Source organism: Pseudomonas sp. M5A4_2d (assembly GCF_053345295.1).
In genome coordinates this window covers 1-21,065 of the sequence record NZ_JBKEZW010000022.1, presented here as the reverse complement: position 1 = coordinate 21,065, position 21,065 = coordinate 1, and the positions used below count along the sequence as shown (strand labels likewise).

Genomic DNA, 21,065 nt, shown 5'->3' with positions numbered 1-21,065 from the left:
GGGCAAGCCCGACTCCCACACAAGCCCACATTTGGATATCCATTCAATAGAAGGACCGTCGGTTACTTCAGGCTCGCTTCCACTTTCTGCGCCACATCTTCCGTCAACCAAGCCTTCCACACCTCAGGGTGCTCTTTCAGAAACGCCTGAGCCACATCCCGTGGCGGCGTGTGCTTCTCGCTCATCGATGCCAGCGATTTATTAAGCGGCTCGATAGGAAACTGAACCTTGGTAAAAAACTCAGCAATCTGCGGGTGGTCCTTTTGGAACGGCGTCGACACACCAATGCTCAACTTGGACGCCAACGACCGAGTCGGCCTCGGATTCGGATTATCCGCGTCGGTGAGCGTCTTCCAGGCATCGGCGTCAAACGGTGGCTCTTGCAACTGGATCAATTTATAACGCCCCATCAAGGGCGTTGGTGACCAGTAGTAGAACAATACCGGTTTGCCTCGACGGATCGACGACGCAATTTCCGCATCCAGTGCCGCACCGGAGCCGCTGCGAAAGTTCACGTAGCTGTCGCTCAGGCCGTAAGCCTTGAGCTTCTGCGCGTTCACCACTTCCGACGTCCAGCCGATCGGGCTGTTCAGAAAGCGCCCTTTGCCAGGCGACTCGGGGTCCTTGAACACGTCCTTGTAACGCGCCAGGTCCTGCACAGTTTTGAGGTCCGGCGCCAGCGGCTTAAGGCCTTTGGCAGCGTCGCCCTTGACCACATATTCCGGCACCCACCAACCCTCGGTGGCTCCCTTGACCGTATCGCCCAGACCGACCACTTTGCCTTCGGCTTCCGCCTTGATCCAGACCGGACTACGGCCTGCCCACTCTTCGCCGATCACCTGGATGTCGTTTTTCGCCAAGGCGGTTTCCAGGGTGATCGTGGTACCAGGCAAGGTGTCGGTGGGCAGGTCATAGCCCTTCTCGACGATAAACCGCAGCACCTCGGTGATGAGGCTGCCGCTTTCCCAGTTCAGGTCGGCGAAATGCACCGGTGCCTGGGCGGCCGATATCGGCAGTGAGGCCACCGACAACCCCAGGGTCGTCAGGGACGCCGCCAACAGCGATCTCAATCCTTTCATGCCTTTGCACCTCGCGTTTTCACAACCATAGCGGAAGGCTTTGCTGCGGATGCGCGAAGCCTCTGAATAGTTAAGTCAACTCAACTGTAGTAGAGGTTCCGGGAGAGCAAAAATACACACAGTGTTTGGCGACTACTCGCTGGCCTTGAAGGTCACCAGTTCGCCCTTGCGCCACTTGGCCGCCTTACCGGTCACCGCCTTGAGGGTTTTGGTCAGGCCTTCCTGCAGCTGTTCATTGGCGGCAAACACCAGCATCACGCTGTGGCCTTCCTTGAATACGATGCCCTGGCCTTCGGCCGAAGAAACGAAGGCGTAATCGCCCAGGCCATACACCGTCAACTTGATGTCGCGGAACTTCAGTTCGAACTTGCCACCTTCACGACTCGGCAACACGGCCGCGCGAAAGTGGTCACCCACCTTGAGTTCCAGGCGTGGCTTGTCATCCACGACCATCGCCGTTTCGGTATCGATCTCGGCGATGTAGATACCTTCCGGCGTCTGCTCTGTGATGTAAACGAAACGGGATTGAAACTGCTTGACCAACTTTGCGCGCAAATCACCCAGCACGAATAACGCGTGCATATCCAGATTACTGACTGCCAAGGAAACGCCCCCACATCAAAAATAACGCCGACCGCCGGAGCGGGCAGCACAAAAAAACGACCCGTAGCCACAAAAAATAGCGCGTAGCCACGATTACACATTCGAAAAAAAACTGAAGAGAACCCGCTTCTACGTCATGAGACTAGTACAGGCGTGCGCGATGGACCTCATGCAAGGTCATCTGGCGCCACAGAAAATCACAGGTTCAACGGCCCGAGAATACGCGCCGACCAGCTTCAGAGAATAACCCAGTTAAAAACGCAGTTTCCGACAACCTACACATATCCAATTACCTGGCGTGGAACCAAGCATGGGCTGCCGACGACAATACTAAAACAGCAACACGGGTCAAAACCAGCCGAAACGCTGCTGGTGAGTCAACACGATTGATCCACAGGCGCTGGCCATGCACCCACGCCAACACGACGTTACGCCTTCCGGCGCTCGTTCATCATGTCAAGACGAGCGCCAATACTACTGCTTAGATTACCCCAACGGGTACTCCAATTCCGTTCTTTACCCAGTTGTACCGGCCGGCCGCAATTTCTTACATATCCTGGAAGTGACCAGCGGCAGAATCAGAGGTTTTCGCAGTACGCACGCCCAGGCCTGCGAGTTGGCCAAATAGCTCGAAGCCAGCTTGCACGCCGCTTACGGCGGGTTCGTTTCGTCGTCTGGATGACTTTACTGCGCCGTCGCCCCTCAACAACTGCCATACTGCTCCGTCCATTGAAGTTTGCCCCCTGCGGGTCAGGTTTCATCAGTGCAGTTACCTTGAAGGGAAGGCTATACGTGACGGAATTTGATATTGGCGAATTTTTCATCCATGGCGATGCGAGGGAAGTAGACGGTGAGTTTCAAGCGGTGATCGTCATGCGGGCCAAACCACCGCTGACCACGATCACCACGCATCAGGTAGAAAAAGATCGTTGGTTCAAAACTGTCGACGCCGCCGCCATCGCGGCAAAGGATGCCGCCAAGGCCCTGAAAACCGCCGTGGATTCGGGGGCACTTAATTCCTGAACTCTGACACGCCCTGAGCCTCACATGCACAACGACCATCACCTTGCATGGAGAACGACCATGGACGCGCCAATCCCAACACTTGAAACCCTGTTTGAACAACTCGGCCTGGATTCAAGCCCCGAAGCCATCGACGCATTCATCGGCGCACACACGCTGGATGAAGACGTTAAGCTGATCGATGCACCTTTCTGGACGCCGCAACAAGCGGCGTTTCTCAAGGAAGAATTGCGCGAAGACGCCGAATGGGCCATCCCGGTGGATGAACTGAACCAGCGTCTGCATCAACCGCACTAACCCCCGTCAATGCAGGCTGTCTGACTGTTCCAGGCGCATCAGCGCCTCCCAGGCAGCCCTGCACTCCTCGGCTTCATCGCGGCTGGCGAACGCAGTGCCGCGTTGCTCACCATTGAGCAACACCACCCAGCAAGCTTTCTGACCCAGCGCACGCAGGGCTTGTGGTACGCCACTGCCGATCATCACGGCCACATCAACCTTATTTTGCATGGAGAATCTCCGCAACATTAGTTAGCTGCCTAACAATGTTGGCCATGCTACGGTTTTATTCCAGTTGGAAAAAGCTATCCCCGGAATAGCTCCATTGCATAAACAGCAACAATTCTAACGCGCGGCTTTAGCCCCTTGCGGTTTATAGCCCAGGCGCAAGCCCCCCCAATGCCTGCCCCTGACCATAATCGGCACCGACAAATCGTGCATCAACTCGCCGGTGTCGCGGGTGTAGGTCTGCAACAACACCGCTTGTTGATGGCTGCCGCAACGAATGCCGGTGCGGTCTTCAAATTTGCGCTTGGTACGGTTCTGCAGTGCATCGACCTGCGCGTCACCGGTGAGGGCGTGGGAGAACGCCTTGTTGTGCGTCGGCACGTAGCCCTGAGGTGTGCAGGCGATAGCGAATACCAACCCTTCATGGCGCGGCAGCAACGCCTCCTGAATCGCCGGTAAGACTTGGTCGGTGTAGCCATCAAAACGCGTGTGGTATTTGCTCGGGCGGGTATTCGGAATGGGCGTGTAGCTGCGGTCAAACAAGTCCTCCAGGCTGATACGGTTTTGCAAGACATCGGCCTCGAACTGTTCGGCAATACGGCTGGCGCCCTCACGGGCCAGGTCGTAGATGCGCTGGTGATAGTCATCCAGGCCGACCTCAGCCAGGCGTTCGCTGATGGTTTCCGCTTGCCCCTCCATTTGTACGGCGACGTCGGCCAGTTGCCGAGTTTGCTCGTCGCTCACCGTCAAGTCGCTGCGCATTTGCTCCACGGCGTGGAACAGACTGTCGAGTTGCGCGCGGTTAGTGTCGGTGCCCTGCGCAATCTCATGGACTTGCCCTTCCACATTCGCCGCCAGGCTGGCGATGTTTTCCAGTTGCTCGCCCGCATGTTCCACTTGCTCGACGCCGATGTGCAGGTCCGCCGACAGTTGACGAATCTGCTCAACCACTTGAGCGGTACGTTGTTGGATATCAGCGACCATCACCCCAACCTCGTCGGTGGCCGTGGCTGTGCGCCCGGCGAGGCCACGCACTTCATCGGCGACCACGGCAAAGCCGCGACCGTGCTCACCCGCACGCGCCGCTTCAATGGCGGCGTTCAATGCAAGCAAGTTGGTCTGACTGGCGATGGATTGGATCACCAGGGTCACGCGCTGGATTTCCTCACTGCGCTGGCTCAAGGCTTCGATCAGTTCACGGCTGGCATTGGCGCGTTGGCTGAGCTGGCGCATGCGGATGATCGACTGCGCCAGCACTTCACGCCCTTGCGTGCTGCACTGATGGGCCTGGCTGGCCGCGCCCAGGGCTTGGCGGCTGAGCTGGGAGGTGACCTGTTCGGTGCCGATCATCACTTCGGCACTGCTGACAATCTGCTTGGCTGCGCTCAGTTGCGACTGCACCCGAGCCGCCAGTTGCTTGACCGAATAGGCCACGCCGGCAGCGGAAAGCGCGTTATGGCTGGTGGTATAGGAAAGATCACGGGTCAGTTCGCCCACCGTGTCGACGGCCGGGGATGGCTGCACGCGGGGCGCACGGGTTTTGAGGGCGGGCAGCCAGATCACCAACAAGGCCAGTGGCACGCAGACGTACAACGGCAAGCCGGCAAACGCCAGACCCAGCAATACCAGCACCAGGGCGGCGCTCTGCACAAGCTGCGTCGGCCAGCCGGGCAGCACGCGCGCCACCGTGTGCGGTGGCACCGCTGCGCCCATCAGAGATCCGTCTCCAGCCATCGTCGTTACCCCACTGCTTGTCGTTATTGTTTACGCATTAAACGCCAGTATTGGGCCATTATCCACGGGCCTTTAGTGGAGTGACTTGCAGCAAATCAACAGACAGGGGTGTAAACGGTATTTCTGGACACCGCATGCACGGCGTCCAATTTCAGCACAGCAGCCTTCAGCGTATCAGGCTTGACGCTGGTGCTTGTCGATCTGCTCGTGACGTTCTTGCGCTTCGATGCAGTATTTGGTGGTCGGGCTGATCAGCAGGCGCTTGAGGCCGATAGGCTCGCCGCTGTCGTCACACCAGCCAAAAGAATCTTCCTTGATGCGCTCCAGAGCGCGCTCAAGCTGCGGCAGCATACGCTGGTCGCGGTCGATGGCATTCACCAGCCAAGTGCGCTCTTCTTCCACAGAGGCGGCGTCAGCCGGGTCAGCCGGGGTATCCAGGCTTTCGATGGCGATGCGGTTCTGTTCAATGCGCGCGTGGTGTTCCACCTTCATGTCTTGCAGCAACTGCTCGAAAAAAGCGTGCTGTTCGGCATTCATGTAGTCATCCGCCGGCATGGCCAGCAACTTTTCCTTTGTCATTGATTTCTCTATAAAAAATACGTGCATTAAGGCGAATAAGGGAGCTTCCCGGAAGGCCTGTGCCGGTCTCGGAAAGGCGCCATCCATTTCAAGCGCCACCCGGCACTCAATTTACGAGGGGCGGCAGTCTAAGGCCGACTTGAGGGCTCAGCAACTGAAAAGACAGGCATTTTTTCCCAATTAACCCCCAAAGGCACCAGGACGGGCTTGGCGAATGGTCATCGGAGTGCGTTTATAGCAAGAAATTCAGTCTTGTGGAGCTATATAGAAGACAAACGGTTAGAACTCATTGGCGCAGATCCAAATGTGGGAGCGGGCTTGCTCGCGAATGCTGAGTGTCAGGCAGCGCATTGGGCACTGATACACCGCTTTCGCGAGCAAGCCCGCTCCCACACTTTGGTTCTGCGCCAGCTGCAAATCTGCGTTAGCGCTTGAGTTTGCGCTTGTTGCGATATTGGTCGATTACCACCGCCACCACGATGATCAGGCCCTTGATGATGTCCTGGATATACGCATCCACCCCGACAAAGGTAAACCCGCTGGCCATCACCCCGAGGATCAACGCACCAATCACGGTGCCGGTGATGCGCCCTACCCCGCCCGCCAGGCTGGTGCCGCCGATCACCGCTGCGGCAATCGCATCCAGTTCATAGGACATGCCCATACCGGCCTGGCCGGTAGCGGCACGCGCCGAAGCGACAACACCGGCCAGGCCCGCCAGCAACCCGGCAATGCTGTAGACGATGATCAGATGGCGCTTGACGTTGATCCCCGACGTGCGCGCCGCCTGCATGTTGCCGCCGATGGCGTAGGTGTACTTGCCGTACTTGGTGTAGCGCAGGGCGATATGGAAGATCACCGCCACCACCAGAAAAATGATTACCGGCATCGCACCATGACCAATCGCCGTGTAGGAGTCCGACAGCATGCTCACCGGCTGGCCTTCGGTGTAGTAACGCGCCAGGCCACGCGCCGAGACCATCATGCCCAAGGTGGCAATAAACGGCGGGATACCGGTAACGGCGATGATACTGCCGTTAATCGCTCCCGCCAGCAGCCCGACCCCCAGGCCCATCGCCACGGGAATCCACACCGGCAAGTCAGTCAGGCTGGGGAACACCGCGCGGGAAAAGTCCGAGGTCTGCGCCAGACTGGCGGCGATCATCGCCGATAACGCCAACACAGAGCCGGAGGACAGGTCGATACCGGTGGTGATGATCACTTGGGTCACACCGATCGCCAGCAGGCCGATGATCGACACTTGCAGGATCATCAGCACCAGGCGCTGGGAGTTCATCAGGAAGCTCTGGTCACGCACGATCCAGCCGAACAGTTCAAATACCAGGCCGATGCCGATCAGCACCAGGAAGATGCTCAGCTCGGTGGGTAAACGCCGACGGCGCTTGACCGGTGCCGTGGCAGGCTTGTTGTCTGTTATTGCGTTCATAGCCAATCACCTTCTTATTCTGTGCTGTTCGTCAGTGGACTACGGTCATACCGGAAGCCAACTGCATGACTTTTTCCTGGGTTGCATCTGCGCGATCCAGCGTGCCCATCAGTTCGCCTTCGTGCATCACCATCACCCGGTCGCTCATGCCCAGCACTTCCGGCAGTTCGGAGGAAATCATGATCACCGCCATGCCTTCGCTGGCGAGGAAGGAAATCAAGCGATAGATCTCGGCCTTGGCGCCGACATCGATGCCACGGGTCGGCTCATCGAGAATCAACAGGCGTGGGTTGGTCATCAGCCAACGCGCCAGCAGGGCTTTTTGCTGGTTGCCGCCGGACAACGTGTCGATGCACTGTTCTAGGGATGGGGTTTTCACCCGCAGCTTCTTGCACATGTCTTCGCACAAGGCGCGCAGGGCCTTCTGCTGGATAAACCCGTTGCCCGAGTAAAGCGGCAGTACGGCCATCTCCATGTTTTCCAGGACCGACAGGCACGGGAACAGGCCGCTGAGCTTGCGGTCTTCGGTCAACAGCGCAAAACCCTTCTCGATGGCCATGTGCGGGTCGCTGATGCGCACCGGCTTGCCGTCGAGAGTGATCTGCCCGCCGGAGCTTGGGGTGATGCCGAAGATCGTTTCCGCCACATTGGTGCGGCCCGAGCCCATCAACCCGGCGATGCCGAGGATTTCACCGGCGTGCAGATCGAATGACACGTCCTTGAACACACCGTCAAGGCGCAGGTCACGCACCGACAGCAGCAGTTCGCCAATGGGCGTCTCGCGCACCGGGAACAGCTGGCTCAGTTCACGGCCGACCATCATCGAAATCAGGCTGTCGCTGTTCATGCTGTCGGCGCGCTGCAGGCCGATGTAGTGGCCGTCGCGAAACACCGCCACTTCGTCGGCAATGGCGAACACTTCGTTCATTTTATGCGTGATATAGACGATGCCTTTGCCTTGGGACTTGAGGTCGGCAATGATCGAAAACAGGTGAGCCACTTCCTTCTCGGTAATGGCTGAGGTCGGTTCATCCATGATCAGGATGTCGGAGTCGTAGGACACCGCCTTGGCAATCTCGACCATTTGCCGCTCGGCGATGCTGAGGTTGCCGACATGTTCTTCGGGGTCAAGGTTGATGCGCAGGCGTGCCAGCAATTCGGCAGTGCAGCGGTGCATTTCACGGTGGTTGACCATGTGCAGGCTGTTGAGCTGCTCGCGACCGATCCAGATATTTTCGGCGATGCTCATGTGCGGCATCAGGTTGAGTTCCTGATGGATCATCGCGATCCCGGCCTTCTGCGCCGCCAGCGGCGTTTCAAACACAATCGGCTTGCCACGCAGGCGAATTTCCCCCGCGTCGGGCTGGTAGATTCCGGCGATGATTTTCATCAGCGTCGATTTACCCGCACCGTTCTCGCCCATCAGCGCCAGCACTGAACCCGGGCGTACCCGCAATTGCACATCGGCCAGGGCCACGACACCGGGAAAGCCTTTGCTGATGTTGAGGATTTCCAGCAGGTAGGGTTCTTCCTGCAGCACGGGCTGGATACCGGGAGGCTGCGAGACGGTGGCTTGAGCAAGCATATCGGGTACTCCATCAGCAGAGCGACCGTGGCCGCCCTGCTTGCTTATTGTTGTTATGAAGGGCTACTTGAAGTCTTTGACGTTGTCCGGAGTGATCAGCTTGAACGGGATGATCACGTTCTGCTCGACCGGCTCCTTCTTCGCCATCTTGCGCGCCGCCTCCACCGAACCGACCGCCTGGCCCTTGGCGTCCTGGAAGGCCGACGCCGCCATGTCGCCCTTGGTAATTGCGTTCAAACCGTCCGGCGTGCCATCAACCCCCGCAATTAACACGGTGCCTGGTTTGGTACCCGCCGACTTCAGCGCCATGGACGCGCCAATGGCCATCTCATCGTTGTTGGCCAGAACCGCATTGAATTCGCGACCTTGGGTCAGCCAGTCGTTGACCAGGGTCATGCCCTTGTCACGCAGCCAGATGCCGGTCTGTTCTTGCTCGATGGTAATGCCGGGGTATTTGGCCAGGACTTCCTTCACGCCCTTGGTACGGTTGGTGGTGGAGTTGTTCGCCAGGTCACCCAGCAGGATGACGATCTTGCCCTTGCCGCCGAGCTTGTCGGCGATGTACTGCATTTGCAGACGACCGGCCTCGACGTCATCGGACGTCACCGCGACGACATCCTTGGGCAACTCTTTTTGGTCAGGACGACGGTTGACGAAGACCAGCGGGATGCCCGCCTTGGTAGCGGCACTGATGATGTTCTTGGTCGAGGCGGTATCGACCGGGTTGACGATAATCGCGTCGACTTTCTGGCTGATAAAGTTCTCGACCTGGCTCAGTTGCTTGACCACGTCGGCCCGGGCGTCTTCGAACTGCAGCTGTACGCCGTCACCCTTGGGATAGGACTTGGCTTGCTTGTCCATGTCTTCGCGCAGGTAGGTCAGGAACGTGTCATCGAAAGCGGACATGGTCACGCCCACCTTGATATCGGCGGCCGCGGCAAAACCGCTGGCAAGCAGCATGGACAAGGCCAGCGCGGTAAAACGGATCGGGGTCTTCATGAACGGTCTGTCTCCAATTTCTTGTTGGTTTTTTGGACGTTGCGTTTATCAGAGCGTGGCGGGCGAAGACGGCAGTTGAACCACCGGTGCGCCGGGAATGCAGCACACCAGCGCGCCTTTGTTTTCGACGCACAGCACATTAAGGAAGGAGAAATAAAACGGCCGCGCGCGGGGCAGACCGCGGGGCACAAGGGCGGGGCGTAAAACTCGCAGTACAGCGTTGAAGATTTTCATCTGACGGTACCTGGTTGTTTTTGATCTTGTTTTTGTCGAGTCGCCCGAATCGAGTCCGAGACGTACTTTATGCAACCTGGAAAAGACTTTATTAGAAAATAATTTCCATATCAACCTGTTTTAGAATTTTATTCTATTTTTATTGAAACCACCTGCTGGCGCTCGTTGCTAAGGCGTGCAGCGTCCAATATACGGGTGGTTTCCAATGCGTCATTGGCATCCACCGGCAGCGGCCCAAGCCCTTGCACAGCACTTTGCAACTGGCGATAGAACTGCGTCCAGCAGCCTTTCTCCGACGGCACCCGCTCACGCTCCTCGCCCTGTTCAAACCACCCCCAACGCCGATGCTCTTCCGCGCCCCAGTGCTCGCCCTCGGTTTTCGGCGACTTGCCCGCCATCAGTGCGGCTTCCTGACCGTCCAGCCCCTCCACGGTGTAACACCCCAAGGTGCCACTGACGCGAAAACGCGGGGCCTGGCTGTTTTGCAGCGCACTGCCCCACAGGTGGGAAATCACCCCATTGGCGTGAGTCAGGGAAACGAAAAAGCCGTGATCGAGGGTCGGATGTTGCGGGCTGAATTGCAGTTGGGCGAACACCCGGTCCACCGGGCCGAACAATTGCAGCGCCTGGTCCACCAGATGGCTGCCCAGGTCGCGCAACCAACCGCCGCCGCTGACATTGCCCACCGCGTCCGGGCTGTAACGTTCGACGCGCGACTCAAAGCGCGTGATTGCCCCCAGAGCGCCGGCGTCAATCAGTTTACGCAGGGTCAGGAAATCCGAATCCCAACGCCGGTTCTGGTAGACGCTGAGCAATACACCCTGGCGTTCGGCGGCCGTGATCAGTGCCTGAGCCTGTTCGGCATTGGCGGCGAAGGGCTTGTCGCTGACCACCGCAACCCCGTGTTCGATGGCTTCCAGCACCAGGGCGGGGCGTCCTTTGAGGGTGGTGGAAATCACTAAAGCATCCACACCCGCCTCGACGATCTGGCCAATGGAGTCGAAGGCCTTGAGGCCTGGATGGTCGCTCGCCAGCTGTAGGCGACGCTCGGGGGAACGTGTCACTACGCCCACAAAGGTTGCGCCGGGCAGGGTTGCAATCAATGGTGCGTGAAAATAACGGCCGCCGTGGCCGTAGCCGACAAGTCCGATTCGCATAGGGTGAGTTCCTTTATTGGCACAGCTCGCGGGTAACCCGCTCGAGCATCATCCGGTTGGATTCATCCGGCCGGTCTTCCCAGGCGAACACCGAGACAGTGGCGATGCCGTCGAACTTGATTTCACGCAGGGTGCCGAAAAACGCCTCCCAGTTGACCTCGCCCTGGCCGATATCCAGGTGCTGGTGCACGGTGGCGGTCACGCCCGGCGGGTTGACGATGTAGCGCAGGTTGGACGACGCGCGATGGTTGTAGGTGTCGGCAATGATCAAGTGGCTGAGCTTGGAGCCTGCGTACTTGAGCATCGAGGCGATATCGCCTTTACCATCGTCATAGAAGAAGGTGTGCGGCGCGGCGTAGAGGTAGTTGATCCAGTCGCGATCCAGGCCGCGAATAATATCCACTGACTCGTTGTTACGCTCGCAGAAGTCGTACGGGTGCGCCTGGATATCCAGCTTGACGCCCTCTCGCTCGAACTCCGGGATCAGCTCATCCATGGAGCGCATGAACTGGTTTTCGCAGACCAGCGGATTGTCGGATTGGCCGGTGAACTCAGTGTTGACCAACTCGCAGTCCATTTCCACGGCGATCTGGATCGCGCGCTTCCAGTTGCGTACGGCGGCCACACGCAGTCCTTCGTCGGCGGCGGCCCAGTGGTACATGGGCAGCAGGGACGAGAGTTGCACGCCGGCGTCGCTCAAGGCTTTGCGAAACGTCTTGATGCGGGCGCGGTCGACGCGGGCGGCTTTGTAGAACGGCAGGAAGTCTTCGCGGGGGGACAACTCGATGTGCTGGTAGCCGAGTTCGGCGACCTTGTCGACCATCTGACCCAGCGGCAGATGGCGGTACATGTAGGGGTCTAATGCGATACGCATAGGTGGATCTCCCGTATCTGAAACTGGAATCTGATCCAATGTGTAGCTGGCTTGCCGGCGAAAGCGGTGTATCAGGCGGCATCAATGTTGAATGTGCCGCCGTCATCGCAGGCAAGCCAGCTCCCACACCGACCAAGTGCGTTCAGTGGAGTGGGGCTTAGCCGTAGAAAGGTGGGCGCGGTGGCAAGCTGACCTTGATGATCTGCTCGCTGCTCTGCGCTTCGATACACGCATCCGCCGCCACTGCCGCCGCAAACCCATCCCACGCCGACGGCCCGCCGACTTGCCCGGCGCGCACGCTGTCGATGAAGGCCTGCAACTCGACGTCGTAGGCGCCGATAAAGCGGTCTTTCCAATCCATCAGAATCGCATTCGACAGCTTCGCGCCACTGCGCAACTGCACCTGGGACGGTTCCGGCAGCTTGGCGATACCGGTCTCCCCCACCACTTCGCACTGGATGTCGTAGCCGTATTGGCAGTTCACAAACACTTCCACGTCGATGCGCGTGCCCTTGGCGGTTTCCAGCAGCACAATCTGCGGGTCGCGCAGGTGGGCCAGGGCCTTGCTGGTCTTGCGCGGGAACACCACCTGCACCGACACGTAGTCGTCGTTGAGCAACCAGCGCAACACATCCAACTCGTGGATCAACGTGTCGGTGATGGCCATGTCGGTCTTGTAGTTCTCACCCACCGTTGGGTTGCGGTGCGCGCAATGCAGCATCAACGGCTCGCCGATCTGGCCGCTGTCGATCACGGCCTTGAGGGCGCGATAGCCTTCGTCATACGGGCGCATGAAGCCCACTTGCACCAGGCGCTTGCCGTAGGCGACTTCAGCATCAACGATCTTGCGGCAGCCTTCGGCCGTCACGGCCAGGGGTTTTTCGCAGAACACGGGTTTGCCGGCGGCGATGGCGGCGAGCACGAATTCTTCGTGGCTCGGGCCCCAGGAGGTCACCAGAATCGCCTCGACTTGCGGCGAATTGATCAGCGCATGGCCGTCGGCGTATACCTCGGCGTCCAGCTTCAAATCAGCCACAACCTTGGCAGCTTGCTCAAGGTTGATGTCGGTCACCGCAACTACCTGGCTGTTAAGCAAGGTCTGGCTGCAACGACGAATGTGGTCCCGGCCGATGGCGCCCGTACCGATGACTCCGAGCTTCAAAGACATACAAACACTCCTCTTGTTATTAGTACTGCCGGGCTTTGGCCAGGCGTTCATTGAGTTGTTTAGCCACCGCGTCAGTGCGTGCGCTGGTAGAGACCTGCGCCACACCAACCCGCCACCACGACAGGTATTTGTGGATCATGGTCTTGGGCAGAACCTTGATATCGATCAGCGTCGACACCGTTTGCGTGCGCGCATCGGCCAACGCCGCCTGCAATTGCTCGACGTTGCTGACCTTGTAGGTCTTGCAGCCATAAGCCGCCGCGCTCATGGCGAAATCCACCGGCACAAAACCGCCATCGAGCTTGCCACTTTCGGGATTGCGGAAACGGAACTCGGTGCCGAAGCTGTCCATGCCGTGTTCCATCTGCAGGTTGTTGATGCAGCCGAAGGTCATGTTGTCGAGCAGCACCACGTTGATCTTGCGCCGCTCCTGAATCGAGGTGGCCAATTCCGAGTGCAGCATCATGTAGGAGCCATCACCCACCAGCGCGTAGACCTCACGCTCAGGCTCCGCCAGCTTGACGCCCAAGGCGGCGTTGACCTCATAGCCCATGCACGAGTAGCCATACTCGACGTGATAAGTGTTGACGCCCTTGCTGCGCCAGCTGCGTTGCAAATCCCCGGGCAAACTGCCCGCCGCGGCGACGATAATTGCATCCTCCGCCAGGGTTTCGTTGAGCACGCCAAGCACGCGGCTTTGGGTCAGGCAGGAACCGGTCAGCTCGATAAATTCGCGCAGGACGGCCGGGTCCATATGGTCGTTGATTTCCGGGACGAAGTTATCCGCCTGGTAGTCGGCCTGGTAGATACGATCCACCTCTGCATCCAACTGCGCCTTGGCATCCCGTGGCTGACCCGCCCAATCGGAACGGTAGTCACCCAATGCATCAGCCAATGCCTCCAGGCCCACCAGGGCATCCGCGAGCAACTGCACACCGTCAAGTTTCAGGGCATCGCAGGGGCTGATGTTCAGATTGAGGAACTTCACCTCGGGGTGCTTGAACAGCGACTTCGACGAGGTAGTGAAGTCGGTATATCGGGTGCCGACACCGATGATCAGGTCAGCCTCGGGCGCCAGCAGGTTCGCTGCCAGGCAGCCGGTTTCGCCGAGACCGCCCAGGTTCAGTGGGTGGCTGGACACTACCGCGCTCTTGCCCGCCTGGGTTTCTGCGAAGGGAATATCGAAGCGCTCGGCGAACGCCTGCAGCGCGGCATTGGCGCCGGAGTATTTCACCCCGCCGCCACAAACGATCAGGGGTTTGCGCTTGCCCCTGAAGGCGGCCAACGCATCCGCCACCATGGCCTCGGTTGGCGGGCGACGCTCGATACGGTGCACACGTTTTTGCAGGAAATAGTCGGGATAGTCCCAGGCTTCGGCCTGCACATCCTGGGGCAAGGCCAAGGTCACGGCGCCGGTTTCCGCCGGGTCCGTGAGCACACGCATGGCATGAATCGCAGCGGTCATCAATTGCTCGGGGCGGTTGATGCGATCCCAGTATTTACTCACCGAGCGGAAGGCATCGTTGGTGCTGATGCTCAGGTCATGAAACTGCTCGATTTGCTGCAACACCGGGTCGGGCTGACGGCTGGCATAGACGTCTCCAGGCAACAGCAGCAACGGGATACGGTTGGCCGTGGCGGTCGCGGCGGCGGTCAGCATATTCGCGGCGCCTGGGCCAACCGACGAGGTGCACGCGTAGATCTTGCGGCGCAGGTGCTGCTTGGCAAAACCGATGGCGGCGTGGGCCATGCCCTGCTCGTTGCGGCCCTGGTGCACCACCAGGTCGCCGCTGTCCTGCTCCAGGGCCTGGCCCAGGCCCAGCACGTTGCCGTGACCAAAAATGGTGAACACACCGGCGACAAACTTGCTCTGCACGCCATCGACTTCGACGTATTGGTTATCCAGAAACTTCACCAGGGCCTGGGCCATGGTCAATCGTGTTGTGGTCATGTTCGCACCTTGTATGAATGCAAATCTGTCGATCAACAGTGATGTTATGAGGGAGCGTCAGGGCCGGGCGTTTTGCAGGTGGGCGATGCTTGCCCCAATTGCCTGCTGAATATCCACCAGCCCATGCACGCTTTCAGCAAACGGCTCGAACGACAGATAGCCGCCATACCCGTTGCTGAGCAAGGTGTCGATCTGCGCAGCATTGCCGAGGATATCGCCCTCGCCGACCAACACGCGGTGGCCGTCGCGAATCGAATTCAGTGGTGCGTCTGCATCTTCCACGCCGGAGATATGCACCAGCCCGGTCAGTTCCGGGAAGAACTCATGCTCGCTGGCCAGGTGATGATGAAAGGTGTCGTGCACCAGGCGGAACACATCCAACCCGCCAATCGACTGGATCGCGTCCACCGCCACGCGCTTGCGGCGCAGGGCACATTCCTCAAACCCCAGGGGCTCGATAAAACCCAGAATCGCGTATTCACGCAGGATCGGCGCCAGCTCGCTCAACGCCGTGCGCAAACCGGCGGCACGCTGGGCTTCGCTGCGTGCATCGCCGCGCTCATTCAGCGGGCACATCACCAGGCCTTGCGCGCCGCATTCGCGGGCATAGGTGGCGAGGGCGATCGCCTGGGCGCGACGTTCATCGTTCCATACGTCAAACGGGTACAGCGCGTTGATCGACAGCACCGTAATGCCCTGCCCTGCGCACAACTCGCGCACGCGGCTGGCCGGGGTGCCGAATTCGATTTCGTGCCCCTTGAGGTCGTTGCGAATCTCGATGGCATCGCATTTGAGGGCCGCAGCCAACTGGATGAAGTCCGGCAGGGAAAGGTTGGGTGCGACCATACGGTTAAGGGCGAAACGTAGAGGCGACTGCATTGTTATTGTTCTCCGTTCAAACCGATTAGAGGTCCAGCAGCCAGCTGTGCTGTGGGTCGTTATGGAAATGCCAGGCGCGCTTGGGGCCGGCCATCACGTTCAGGTAGTACGACTCGTAGCCATACGGCACGCTGACCGGGTGATAACCCTTGGGCACGACTACCAAGTCGCTGTTTTCCACGGCCATGGCCTGGTCGATACTGCGGTCGTCGGTGTACACCCGCTGGAACACGAAGCCTTGGGGCGGATTAATCTGGTGGTAGTAGGTTTCTTCGAGAAAACTCTGGTGCGGCAGGTCGTCGGTGTCGTGTTTGTGTGGCGGGTAGCTCGACGAATGCCCGGAGGGCGTGCGCACTTCCACTACCAGCAGCGAATGGGCCGGCTCGCTGTCAGGCAGGATGTCACACACATAACGGGTGTTGGCGCCTTTGCCGCGCACGCTGCGTTTGCACTGTTCAGGACGGATCAGACGCGGTTCAAACCCCTCTGCACCGGGCGCGGCGCAGACGGCGATTTGCACATCGCTCAAGGCGGTAATCTGCGCATCGGTGCCCGGCGGCAGGTAGGCGGCGAAGGGTGATTTGTCTTCGAACACCGACTGACGATCACCGAGGTTCTGCCAGTTGAACCCCTCGCCCTCGATATTCACCCGGCCACTGAGCAGTACCAGGCACACCTCTTTATCGCCAGCGCTGACCGGCAGGCTTTCACCGAGGCTCAGGCGGTAGGCGGCAAAGCCCACGTACTCCAGGCGCCCCTCTTCCAGCGCGACCATGGTTTGCCCGCGTTTGCTGCTTTTAACCAACAAGCTCATCACTCAGTCCTCTCGTTGAGAAGCGCGCGCAACGTGTCATAGCCCTTTTTCGCATAGATATAGCTGGGCGCCACGGCCGGGTCCTGCTCGGCTTCAACCACCAGCCAGCCCTCGTAGTGGGCGGCCAGCAATACATCGAGCAGCTCGGCAAAGTCGATATCGCCATCGCCGGGCACGGTGAAGGTGCCATTGACGATGCAGTCCGGAAAGCTCCACATCTGATTGCGCGCCAGTTGCACCACCGGCTTGCGTACGTCCTTGAAGTGCACGTGGCAGACGCGGTCGATGTGTTTGCGCAGTACCTCGATGGGTTCGCCACCGCCCATGTAACAGTGGCCCGAATCGAACAGCAGGCCGACTTCCGGGCCGGTTCGGCGCATCAGCTGGTCGATGTCCTCCGGCGACTCGACGTAGGCGCCCATATGGTGGTGGTAAGCCAGGCGCACGCCCTGGGACAGGGTGAAGCGCGCCAACTCGGTGAGTTTGTCGGCATAGTCCTGCCAGGCCTGTTCGCTGTGCAAACGCGGGCGTTCGATCAGGCGGACTTTCGAGCCCTGGATAGAATCAGCCACTTCGCCGTAGACCAACACCGTGGCACCGTTCTGTTTCAGCAGCTCGACGTGACCGGCGATGGCCTCGATTTCCTCTGCCACCGAACGCCGCGCCAGGCGGCTGGAGTACCAGCCAGAGACCAGCGCCAGGTCATAGGGGCGCAACACATCGCCCACCCCTTTTGCGTTCTTGGGGAATTTGCCGTTGAGCTCAAAACCCTCGTAGCCGATTTCCTTGCCTTCGCTCAGGGCGGTGCTCAGGGGCGTTTCGCCACCCAGCGCCGGCAGGTCGTCGTTGCTCCAGGAGATCGGGTTGATGCCAATTCGGATTGCGGGCATGGCTGCACCTTTATTGTTTTTCAGCTTCACTGATATCTGGTGTGTGTGGGAGCTGGCTTGTCGAATCGACAAGCCAGCTTCCACATTTGAATGCCTTTCAGGTTAAAGACTGTGTTCAGGTTCGCGAACTGCGCCAGGCGTTGATGAGCTGTTCGAAGGTTTGCTGCACCTGCTCAATCAACGTCTCATCATTAATCTCCCCCGCCATCCACGCGCGGCTCGGTTCCTGGAAGATCGTGCGGCCCACCGCAAACCCACGGCAGGTGGTGCTTTGGCTGGCTTGCTGGAAGCCATCGGCGAGGCATTCAGCCGATGCGTTAAGGCCCAGCAGCACCACGCCGCGGCAGTACGGGTCGCGTTCCTGGATCAGCTCATCGAGCTTTTTCCAGTCTGCGGCCGATTGCGCCTCGATCTTCCACCATGCCGGGTAGATGCCCAGGTTGTACAAGCGCTTGAGGCTGCGATAGAGCACGTCGGGATAGGTCGACGGGTGGTCTTTGGGCGGGATGACTTCCAGCAACAGCTCATGGCCGCTGACCAGGGAGGCCTCGTACACGGCCTTGAGTTGCGCTTCCTGTTCCAGGCGCAGCATCGGCTCGTCGTCAGGGTGGAATTGCACCAGGCACTTGATGATTTGCTCCTGCGGCCAGGCGATCAGATTGCTGCCTACCGAGCGACCGTGCTCAAACGCCAGGGCCCGCGAGTTCTGCACTTCCACCGGGCGGGCGATCCACCAGCCGCGGCCGCTGGCGGCATTGAGCGCATCCTGCCCGAAGCGTTGGTCGGCCAGCAGGCCCACATCAGCCTCGACACCTTGCTCGCGTAACTTATGTTCCACGCGTTCAATGGCCTGGATAAACAGCTGCTTGATGTCGCTGATACGCGTCAGGTCCTGGCCGCCTTTTTGCGCCAGGTCCACCAATTGCCAGCGATGGTCGAACGCAAATACAAACAGCTGCTTCCAGGCTTTACGCGGCACGGTGACCCGGTGCAGGCGCTGCAGGGTGACGTCCTGATCAGGGCGGGTGATGGGCACCGGGCTATTGAACAGGTAATCCAGTTCGGCAGGCGTTGGCATGGCCGGCGCGCAAGCGTGGCGGGACACAACGAGACCACCGCAGGCGTTGGCCAACTGGCTGCAGCGCTCATCGCTGGCATCGTTTATCCAGCCGCTGAGGAAGCCCGACATAAACGCATCGCCGGCCCCCAGCACATTCAGCACTTCAACCCGCACGCCCGGGTAAATTGCGCCATCCTCCAGCCGCGCTGGCACCGCGCCGTGGATCACCGTGCAACCTTGCGGGCCGAGTTTGACCACCAGGGTCGCCGGGGTCAGTTCACGTACGGTACGCAAAGCGGTGAGCAAATCTTCACTGCCGCCCGCGATCAAAAACTCTTCTTCCGTGCCGACGATCAAGTCGAAACGTGGCAGGATTTTCTGCACATGCTGGCTGACATTCTGGTCGGCGACAAACCGGGTTTCACCATCCGCCTTGCCCGCCAGGCCCCACAGCACGGGGCGGTAGTCAATATCCAGCACGCGCTTGACGTTGTGTTTAGCGGCGTAGTCCAGGGCCTGGATGCTGGCCTTGTACACGCCATCGGTGGAGAAATGTGTGCCGGTGATCAGCAAGGCGTTGCTGGAGGCAATAAAGGCTTCGCTGATGTCCTCAGCGCGCAGCGCCATGTCGGCGCAGTTTTCGCGGTAGAACACCAAGGGGAAGGTTTCGCGGTCCTTGAGGCCCAGCAGGACCAGGGCGGTAAGGCGCTCCGCGTCGACCTTGATGCCGCTGACATCGCAGCCTTCACGGGCCAGGGATTCCACCAGGAAGCGGCCCATGTGGTCGTCCCCTACCCGGCTCAGCATCGCCGACTTGAGCCCCAGCCGCGCGGTGCCGAACGCGATATTGGCGGACGACCCGCCGAGGTATTTGGCGAAGCTGGACACGTCCTCAAGCCGCGCACCCACTTGCTGTGCGTAGAGGTCGACGCCCAGGCGCCCGAGGCAAATCAGATCCAATTGACGCCCACTGGCAAAACGAGTCTGGCCCATGCTGGCTCCTGTTATTTTTATCAGCCTGCGTGGTGCCGCCGTGGTGACGGCACACGCTCTTGGTGCAAGCAGACTAGAACGTTCAGCGGCCTCAATCAATATTTATTCCATAATTATTTTTAGTGGAATATTTTTTCCAATAAGCCAGCATAATGGCATGCCAGCCCTCCTGCACCGTTTCAGCCGTCCATAGGCGCCGTGATGCCGGGGTATTTTTTTGCGCCTACCCTGTAGACTTGCGCACACCCATCAGCGCATCAGAAGAACACGCCAAAAGGATTGCCCATGTCCCGCACCGATCAGCCGGCCACGCCCGAGACTCCTTCGCAAGACCCTCTCGCCAGCCCCCCGATCAATGCCGAGCGCCTGTTGCAGCTGATCACCGACGAATATGAAAGCCTGCCGCGCCAGCTCAAACGCATCGCCAGCTACATGAGCCAGCAAAGCGACCGGATCATGGTTGACCGCATCAGCGACATCGCCCGCGAATGTGAAGTGCACCCGTCGGCCATCGTGCGGTTTTCCCAGCGTTTCGGGTTCAGTGGGTTCAGTGAGATGCAGGCGCTGTTTCGCGAGGCCTACACCCACAAGACCACGCCGGTGCAGAACTACCAGCAGCGCATTCGCAGCATGATCGCGAACAAATCGCAGAAGGCCAGCGGCGGCGACCTGGCGCGTGAATGTGTGAACGCCACCCTGTCCGGCATCGAGCGCCTGGGGCTGGAACTGGACGATGTGGCGTTTGAGAAGGCCGTGGACCTGGTCGTCAATGCCGACAATATCTACGTGGTCGGTGTGCGCCGCTCCTTTGCGGTGGCCGATTACCTGGTCTACAACCTGCAACACACCAACAAGCGCATTCACCTGATTTCAGGCCTGGGCGGCAGCTACCGCGAACAGATGCGCAGCGTGCGCGCCAATGACCTGGTGATTGCCATCAGCTTTACGCCCTACGGCAAAGAGACCCAGCACTGTCTGCGCATTGCCCAACATCACCAGGCCAAGACCCTGATCATCACCGACAGCAACCTATCGCCCCTGGCCAAGCGGGCGAACGCGGTGCTGTTGGTGAATGAAGGGTCATCGTTTGCCTTCCGCTCGTTGAGCGCCACCTTGTGCCTGTGCCAGGCGTTGTTTATTGCCGTGGCGTACCGGTTGGAATTGAAGGTGGATGAGATTCACGAGCAGGTCGGCTTCGACGACTGATCCTGTGGCATTGGATTTCCCCTGTGGGAGCGGGCTTGCCCGCGATGGCCATAGGTGTCTACACATCTTTTTTTACGGGTTGAGTGCTGTGGTTGTCGGGGGGGCGTTGAGTACATATCCGTTGTTTGGGTAACGGCTGATATGGGTTCCGCCCTTACGGCGGGTCACTTTGGAAAAGCCCCAAAGTAACCAAAGGGCTCTTGCCCCACCACTCGGCACCTCGCCTAGGCTCGGTGTGCCCTCACTCCGGCATCACGAAGCGGGCCGCCGCGACGGGCCGTCCCTG

General features: G+C 59.5%; 21 protein-coding genes. 4 read left to right on the top strand and 17 right to left on the bottom strand.

Translation table 11 applies throughout. From position 1 onward, the window contains the following. Positions 1-62: 62 nt before the first annotated feature. Together ACLBW8_RS28315 and ACLBW8_RS28310 are read right to left on the bottom strand one after the other, a co-directional pair. On the bottom strand, positions 63-1,079 hold the full coding sequence (locus tag ACLBW8_RS28315) for an ABC transporter substrate-binding protein (protein WP_259762638.1): 1,017 nt from the start codon (positions 1,077-1,079) through the stop codon (positions 63-65). Between the two features lie 132 nt (positions 1,080-1,211). Next, positions 1,212-1,661, bottom strand: a complete 450-nt coding sequence (locus ACLBW8_RS28310) for a hypothetical protein (RefSeq protein ID WP_174244875.1) — start codon at positions 1,659-1,661, stop codon at positions 1,212-1,214. Positions 1,662-2,474: 813 nt separating this feature from the next. Here ACLBW8_RS28310 and ACLBW8_RS28305 point away from each other — a divergent pair. After that, entirely contained in the window at positions 2,475-2,705 is a 231-nt protein-coding gene (locus tag ACLBW8_RS28305) for a hypothetical protein (protein WP_447806892.1), read from the top strand. Positions 2,706-2,765: 60 nt separating this feature from the next. Further along, entirely contained in the window at positions 2,766-3,002 is a 237-nt protein-coding gene (locus ACLBW8_RS28300; protein WP_053256456.1) for a DUF2789 domain-containing protein, read from the top strand. A gap of 6 nt (positions 3,003-3,008) precedes the next feature. Here ACLBW8_RS28300 and ACLBW8_RS28295 read toward each other — a convergent pair whose 3' ends face one another. From ACLBW8_RS28295 to ACLBW8_RS28225, 15 genes are all read right to left on the bottom strand, one after another. After that, positions 3,009-3,212 carry a hypothetical protein gene (locus tag ACLBW8_RS28295; protein ID WP_053256457.1) on the bottom strand — a complete coding sequence of 68 codons (204 nt, stop codon included), beginning with the start codon at positions 3,210-3,212 and terminating at the stop codon, positions 3,009-3,011. Positions 3,213-3,326: 114 nt separating this feature from the next. Then, positions 3,327-4,559: a methyl-accepting chemotaxis protein gene (locus ACLBW8_RS28290; protein WP_447806895.1), complete on the bottom strand. Its 1,233-nt coding sequence runs from the start codon at positions 4,557-4,559 to the stop codon at positions 3,327-3,329. Positions 4,560-5,117: 558 nt separating this feature from the next. Next, positions 5,118-5,522 (bottom strand): TraR/DksA family transcriptional regulator, encoded by a 405-nt coding sequence (locus ACLBW8_RS28285; RefSeq protein ID WP_058411639.1) that lies wholly within the window; start codon positions 5,520-5,522, stop codon positions 5,118-5,120. Between the two features lie 424 nt (positions 5,523-5,946). Then, positions 5,947-6,969 (bottom strand): ABC transporter permease, encoded by a 1,023-nt coding sequence (locus ACLBW8_RS28280; protein WP_064452047.1) that lies wholly within the window; start codon positions 6,967-6,969, stop codon positions 5,947-5,949. Between the two features lie 31 nt (positions 6,970-7,000). Further along, positions 7,001-8,554, bottom strand: a complete 1,554-nt coding sequence (locus ACLBW8_RS28275) for a sugar ABC transporter ATP-binding protein (protein ID WP_064452046.1) — start codon at positions 8,552-8,554, stop codon at positions 7,001-7,003. Positions 8,555-8,617: 63 nt separating this feature from the next. Next, positions 8,618-9,553: a sugar ABC transporter substrate-binding protein gene (locus ACLBW8_RS28270; RefSeq protein ID WP_221294527.1), complete on the bottom strand. Its 936-nt coding sequence runs from the start codon at positions 9,551-9,553 to the stop codon at positions 8,618-8,620. A 48-nt stretch (positions 9,554-9,601) separates the two neighbouring features. Continuing rightward, positions 9,602-9,787: a hypothetical protein gene (locus ACLBW8_RS28265; RefSeq protein ID WP_447806891.1), complete on the bottom strand. Its 186-nt coding sequence runs from the start codon at positions 9,785-9,787 to the stop codon at positions 9,602-9,604. Positions 9,788-9,915: 128 nt separating this feature from the next. After that, positions 9,916-10,944, bottom strand: a complete 1,029-nt coding sequence (locus ACLBW8_RS28260; RefSeq protein WP_447806890.1) for a Gfo/Idh/MocA family protein — start codon at positions 10,942-10,944, stop codon at positions 9,916-9,918. Between the two features lie 13 nt (positions 10,945-10,957). Then, a complete protein-coding gene (locus ACLBW8_RS28255; RefSeq protein ID WP_447806889.1) occupies positions 10,958-11,818 on the bottom strand; it encodes a sugar phosphate isomerase/epimerase family protein in 861 nt (286 codons plus the stop codon). Positions 11,819-11,975: 157 nt separating this feature from the next. Further along, positions 11,976-12,986 carry a Gfo/Idh/MocA family protein gene (locus tag ACLBW8_RS28250; protein ID WP_221294526.1) on the bottom strand — a complete coding sequence of 337 codons (1,011 nt, stop codon included), beginning with the start codon at positions 12,984-12,986 and terminating at the stop codon, positions 11,976-11,978. A 19-nt stretch (positions 12,987-13,005) separates the two neighbouring features. Continuing rightward, positions 13,006-14,937 (bottom strand): 3D-(3,5/4)-trihydroxycyclohexane-1,2-dione acylhydrolase (decyclizing), encoded by a 1,932-nt coding sequence (iolD, locus tag ACLBW8_RS28245; protein WP_447806888.1) that lies wholly within the window; start codon positions 14,935-14,937, stop codon positions 13,006-13,008. A gap of 57 nt (positions 14,938-14,994) precedes the next feature. After that, positions 14,995-15,816, bottom strand: a complete 822-nt coding sequence (locus ACLBW8_RS28240; RefSeq protein WP_447806887.1) for a TIM barrel protein — start codon at positions 15,814-15,816, stop codon at positions 14,995-14,997. 25 nt (positions 15,817-15,841) lie between these two features. Beyond that, positions 15,842-16,630 carry a 5-deoxy-glucuronate isomerase gene (gene iolB / locus ACLBW8_RS28235; protein ID WP_447806886.1) on the bottom strand — a complete coding sequence of 263 codons (789 nt, stop codon included), beginning with the start codon at positions 16,628-16,630 and terminating at the stop codon, positions 15,842-15,844. Continuing rightward, positions 16,630-17,520: a myo-inosose-2 dehydratase gene (gene iolE / locus ACLBW8_RS28230; RefSeq protein ID WP_064454918.1), complete on the bottom strand. Its 891-nt coding sequence runs from the start codon at positions 17,518-17,520 to the stop codon at positions 16,630-16,632. Before iolE ends, iolB begins: the two co-directional genes overlap by 1 nt. A gap of 115 nt (positions 17,521-17,635) precedes the next feature. Continuing rightward, complete coding sequence (locus ACLBW8_RS28225; protein WP_447806885.1) at positions 17,636-19,573, bottom strand: bifunctional 5-dehydro-2-deoxygluconokinase/5-dehydro-2-deoxyphosphogluconate aldolase; 1,938 nt, start codon at positions 19,571-19,573, stop codon at positions 17,636-17,638. On the opposite strand from ACLBW8_RS28225, the gene ACLBW8_RS28220 reads away from it, so the two are divergent. Together ACLBW8_RS28220 and ACLBW8_RS28215 are read left to right on the top strand one after the other, a co-directional pair. After that, positions 19,572-19,766, top strand: a complete 195-nt coding sequence (locus ACLBW8_RS28220) for a hypothetical protein (protein ID WP_221294521.1) — start codon at positions 19,572-19,574, stop codon at positions 19,764-19,766. The genes ACLBW8_RS28225 and ACLBW8_RS28220 overlap by 2 nt on opposite strands. Before the next feature lie 92 nt (positions 19,767-19,858). Continuing rightward, a complete protein-coding gene (locus ACLBW8_RS28215; protein ID WP_053256468.1) occupies positions 19,859-20,779 on the top strand; it encodes a MurR/RpiR family transcriptional regulator in 921 nt (306 codons plus the stop codon). Positions 20,780-21,065 lie beyond the last annotated feature (286 nt).

Bases quoted from the DNA above. Each gene is read 5' to 3' on its own strand.
- ACLBW8_RS28290 (WP_447806895.1), bottom strand. From the start codon at position 4,559: ATGATCGGCACCGAACAGGTCACCTCCCAGCTCAGCCGCCAAGCCCTG.
- ACLBW8_RS28240 (WP_447806887.1), bottom strand. From the start codon at position 15,816: ATGCAGTCGCCTCTACGTTTCGCCCTTAACCGTATGGTCGCACCCAAC.
- ACLBW8_RS28275 (WP_064452046.1), bottom strand. From the start codon at position 8,554: ATGCTTGCTCAAGCCACCGTCTCGCAGCCTCCCGGTATCCAGCCCGTG.
- ACLBW8_RS28220 (WP_221294521.1), top strand. From the start codon at position 19,572: ATGCTGGCTCCTGTTATTTTTATCAGCCTGCGTGGTGCCGCCGTGGTG.
- ACLBW8_RS28285 (WP_058411639.1), bottom strand. From the start codon at position 5,522: ATGACAAAGGAAAAGTTGCTGGCCATGCCGGCGGATGACTACATGAAT.
- ACLBW8_RS28260 (WP_447806890.1), bottom strand. From the start codon at position 10,944: ATGCGAATCGGACTTGTCGGCTACGGCCACGGCGGCCGTTATTTTCAC.
- ACLBW8_RS28225 (WP_447806885.1), bottom strand. From the start codon at position 19,573: ATGGGCCAGACTCGTTTTGCCAGTGGGCGTCAATTGGATCTGATTTGC.
- ACLBW8_RS28310 (WP_174244875.1), bottom strand. From the start codon at position 1,661: ATGCACGCGTTATTCGTGCTGGGTGATTTGCGCGCAAAGTTGGTCAAG.
- iolD (WP_447806888.1), bottom strand. From the start codon at position 14,937: ATGACCACAACACGATTGACCATGGCCCAGGCCCTGGTGAAGTTTCTG.
- ACLBW8_RS28270 (WP_221294527.1), bottom strand. From the start codon at position 9,553: ATGAAGACCCCGATCCGTTTTACCGCGCTGGCCTTGTCCATGCTGCTT.
- iolE (WP_064454918.1), bottom strand. From the start codon at position 17,520: ATGCCCGCAATCCGAATTGGCATCAACCCGATCTCCTGGAGCAACGAC.
- ACLBW8_RS28215 (WP_053256468.1), top strand. From the start codon at position 19,859: ATGTCCCGCACCGATCAGCCGGCCACGCCCGAGACTCCTTCGCAAGAC.
- ACLBW8_RS28280 (WP_064452047.1), bottom strand. From the start codon at position 6,969: ATGAACGCAATAACAGACAACAAGCCTGCCACGGCACCGGTCAAGCGC.
- ACLBW8_RS28295 (WP_053256457.1), bottom strand. From the start codon at position 3,212: ATGCAAAATAAGGTTGATGTGGCCGTGATGATCGGCAGTGGCGTACCA.
- iolB (WP_447806886.1), bottom strand. From the start codon at position 16,630: ATGAGCTTGTTGGTTAAAAGCAGCAAACGCGGGCAAACCATGGTCGCG.
- ACLBW8_RS28265 (WP_447806891.1), bottom strand. From the start codon at position 9,787: ATGAAAATCTTCAACGCTGTACTGCGAGTTTTACGCCCCGCCCTTGTG.
- ACLBW8_RS28300 (WP_053256456.1), top strand. From the start codon at position 2,766: ATGGACGCGCCAATCCCAACACTTGAAACCCTGTTTGAACAACTCGGC.
- ACLBW8_RS28250 (WP_221294526.1), bottom strand. From the start codon at position 12,986: ATGTCTTTGAAGCTCGGAGTCATCGGTACGGGCGCCATCGGCCGGGAC.
- ACLBW8_RS28315 (WP_259762638.1), bottom strand. From the start codon at position 1,079: ATGAAAGGATTGAGATCGCTGTTGGCGGCGTCCCTGACGACCCTGGGG.
- ACLBW8_RS28255 (WP_447806889.1), bottom strand. From the start codon at position 11,818: ATGCGTATCGCATTAGACCCCTACATGTACCGCCATCTGCCGCTGGGT.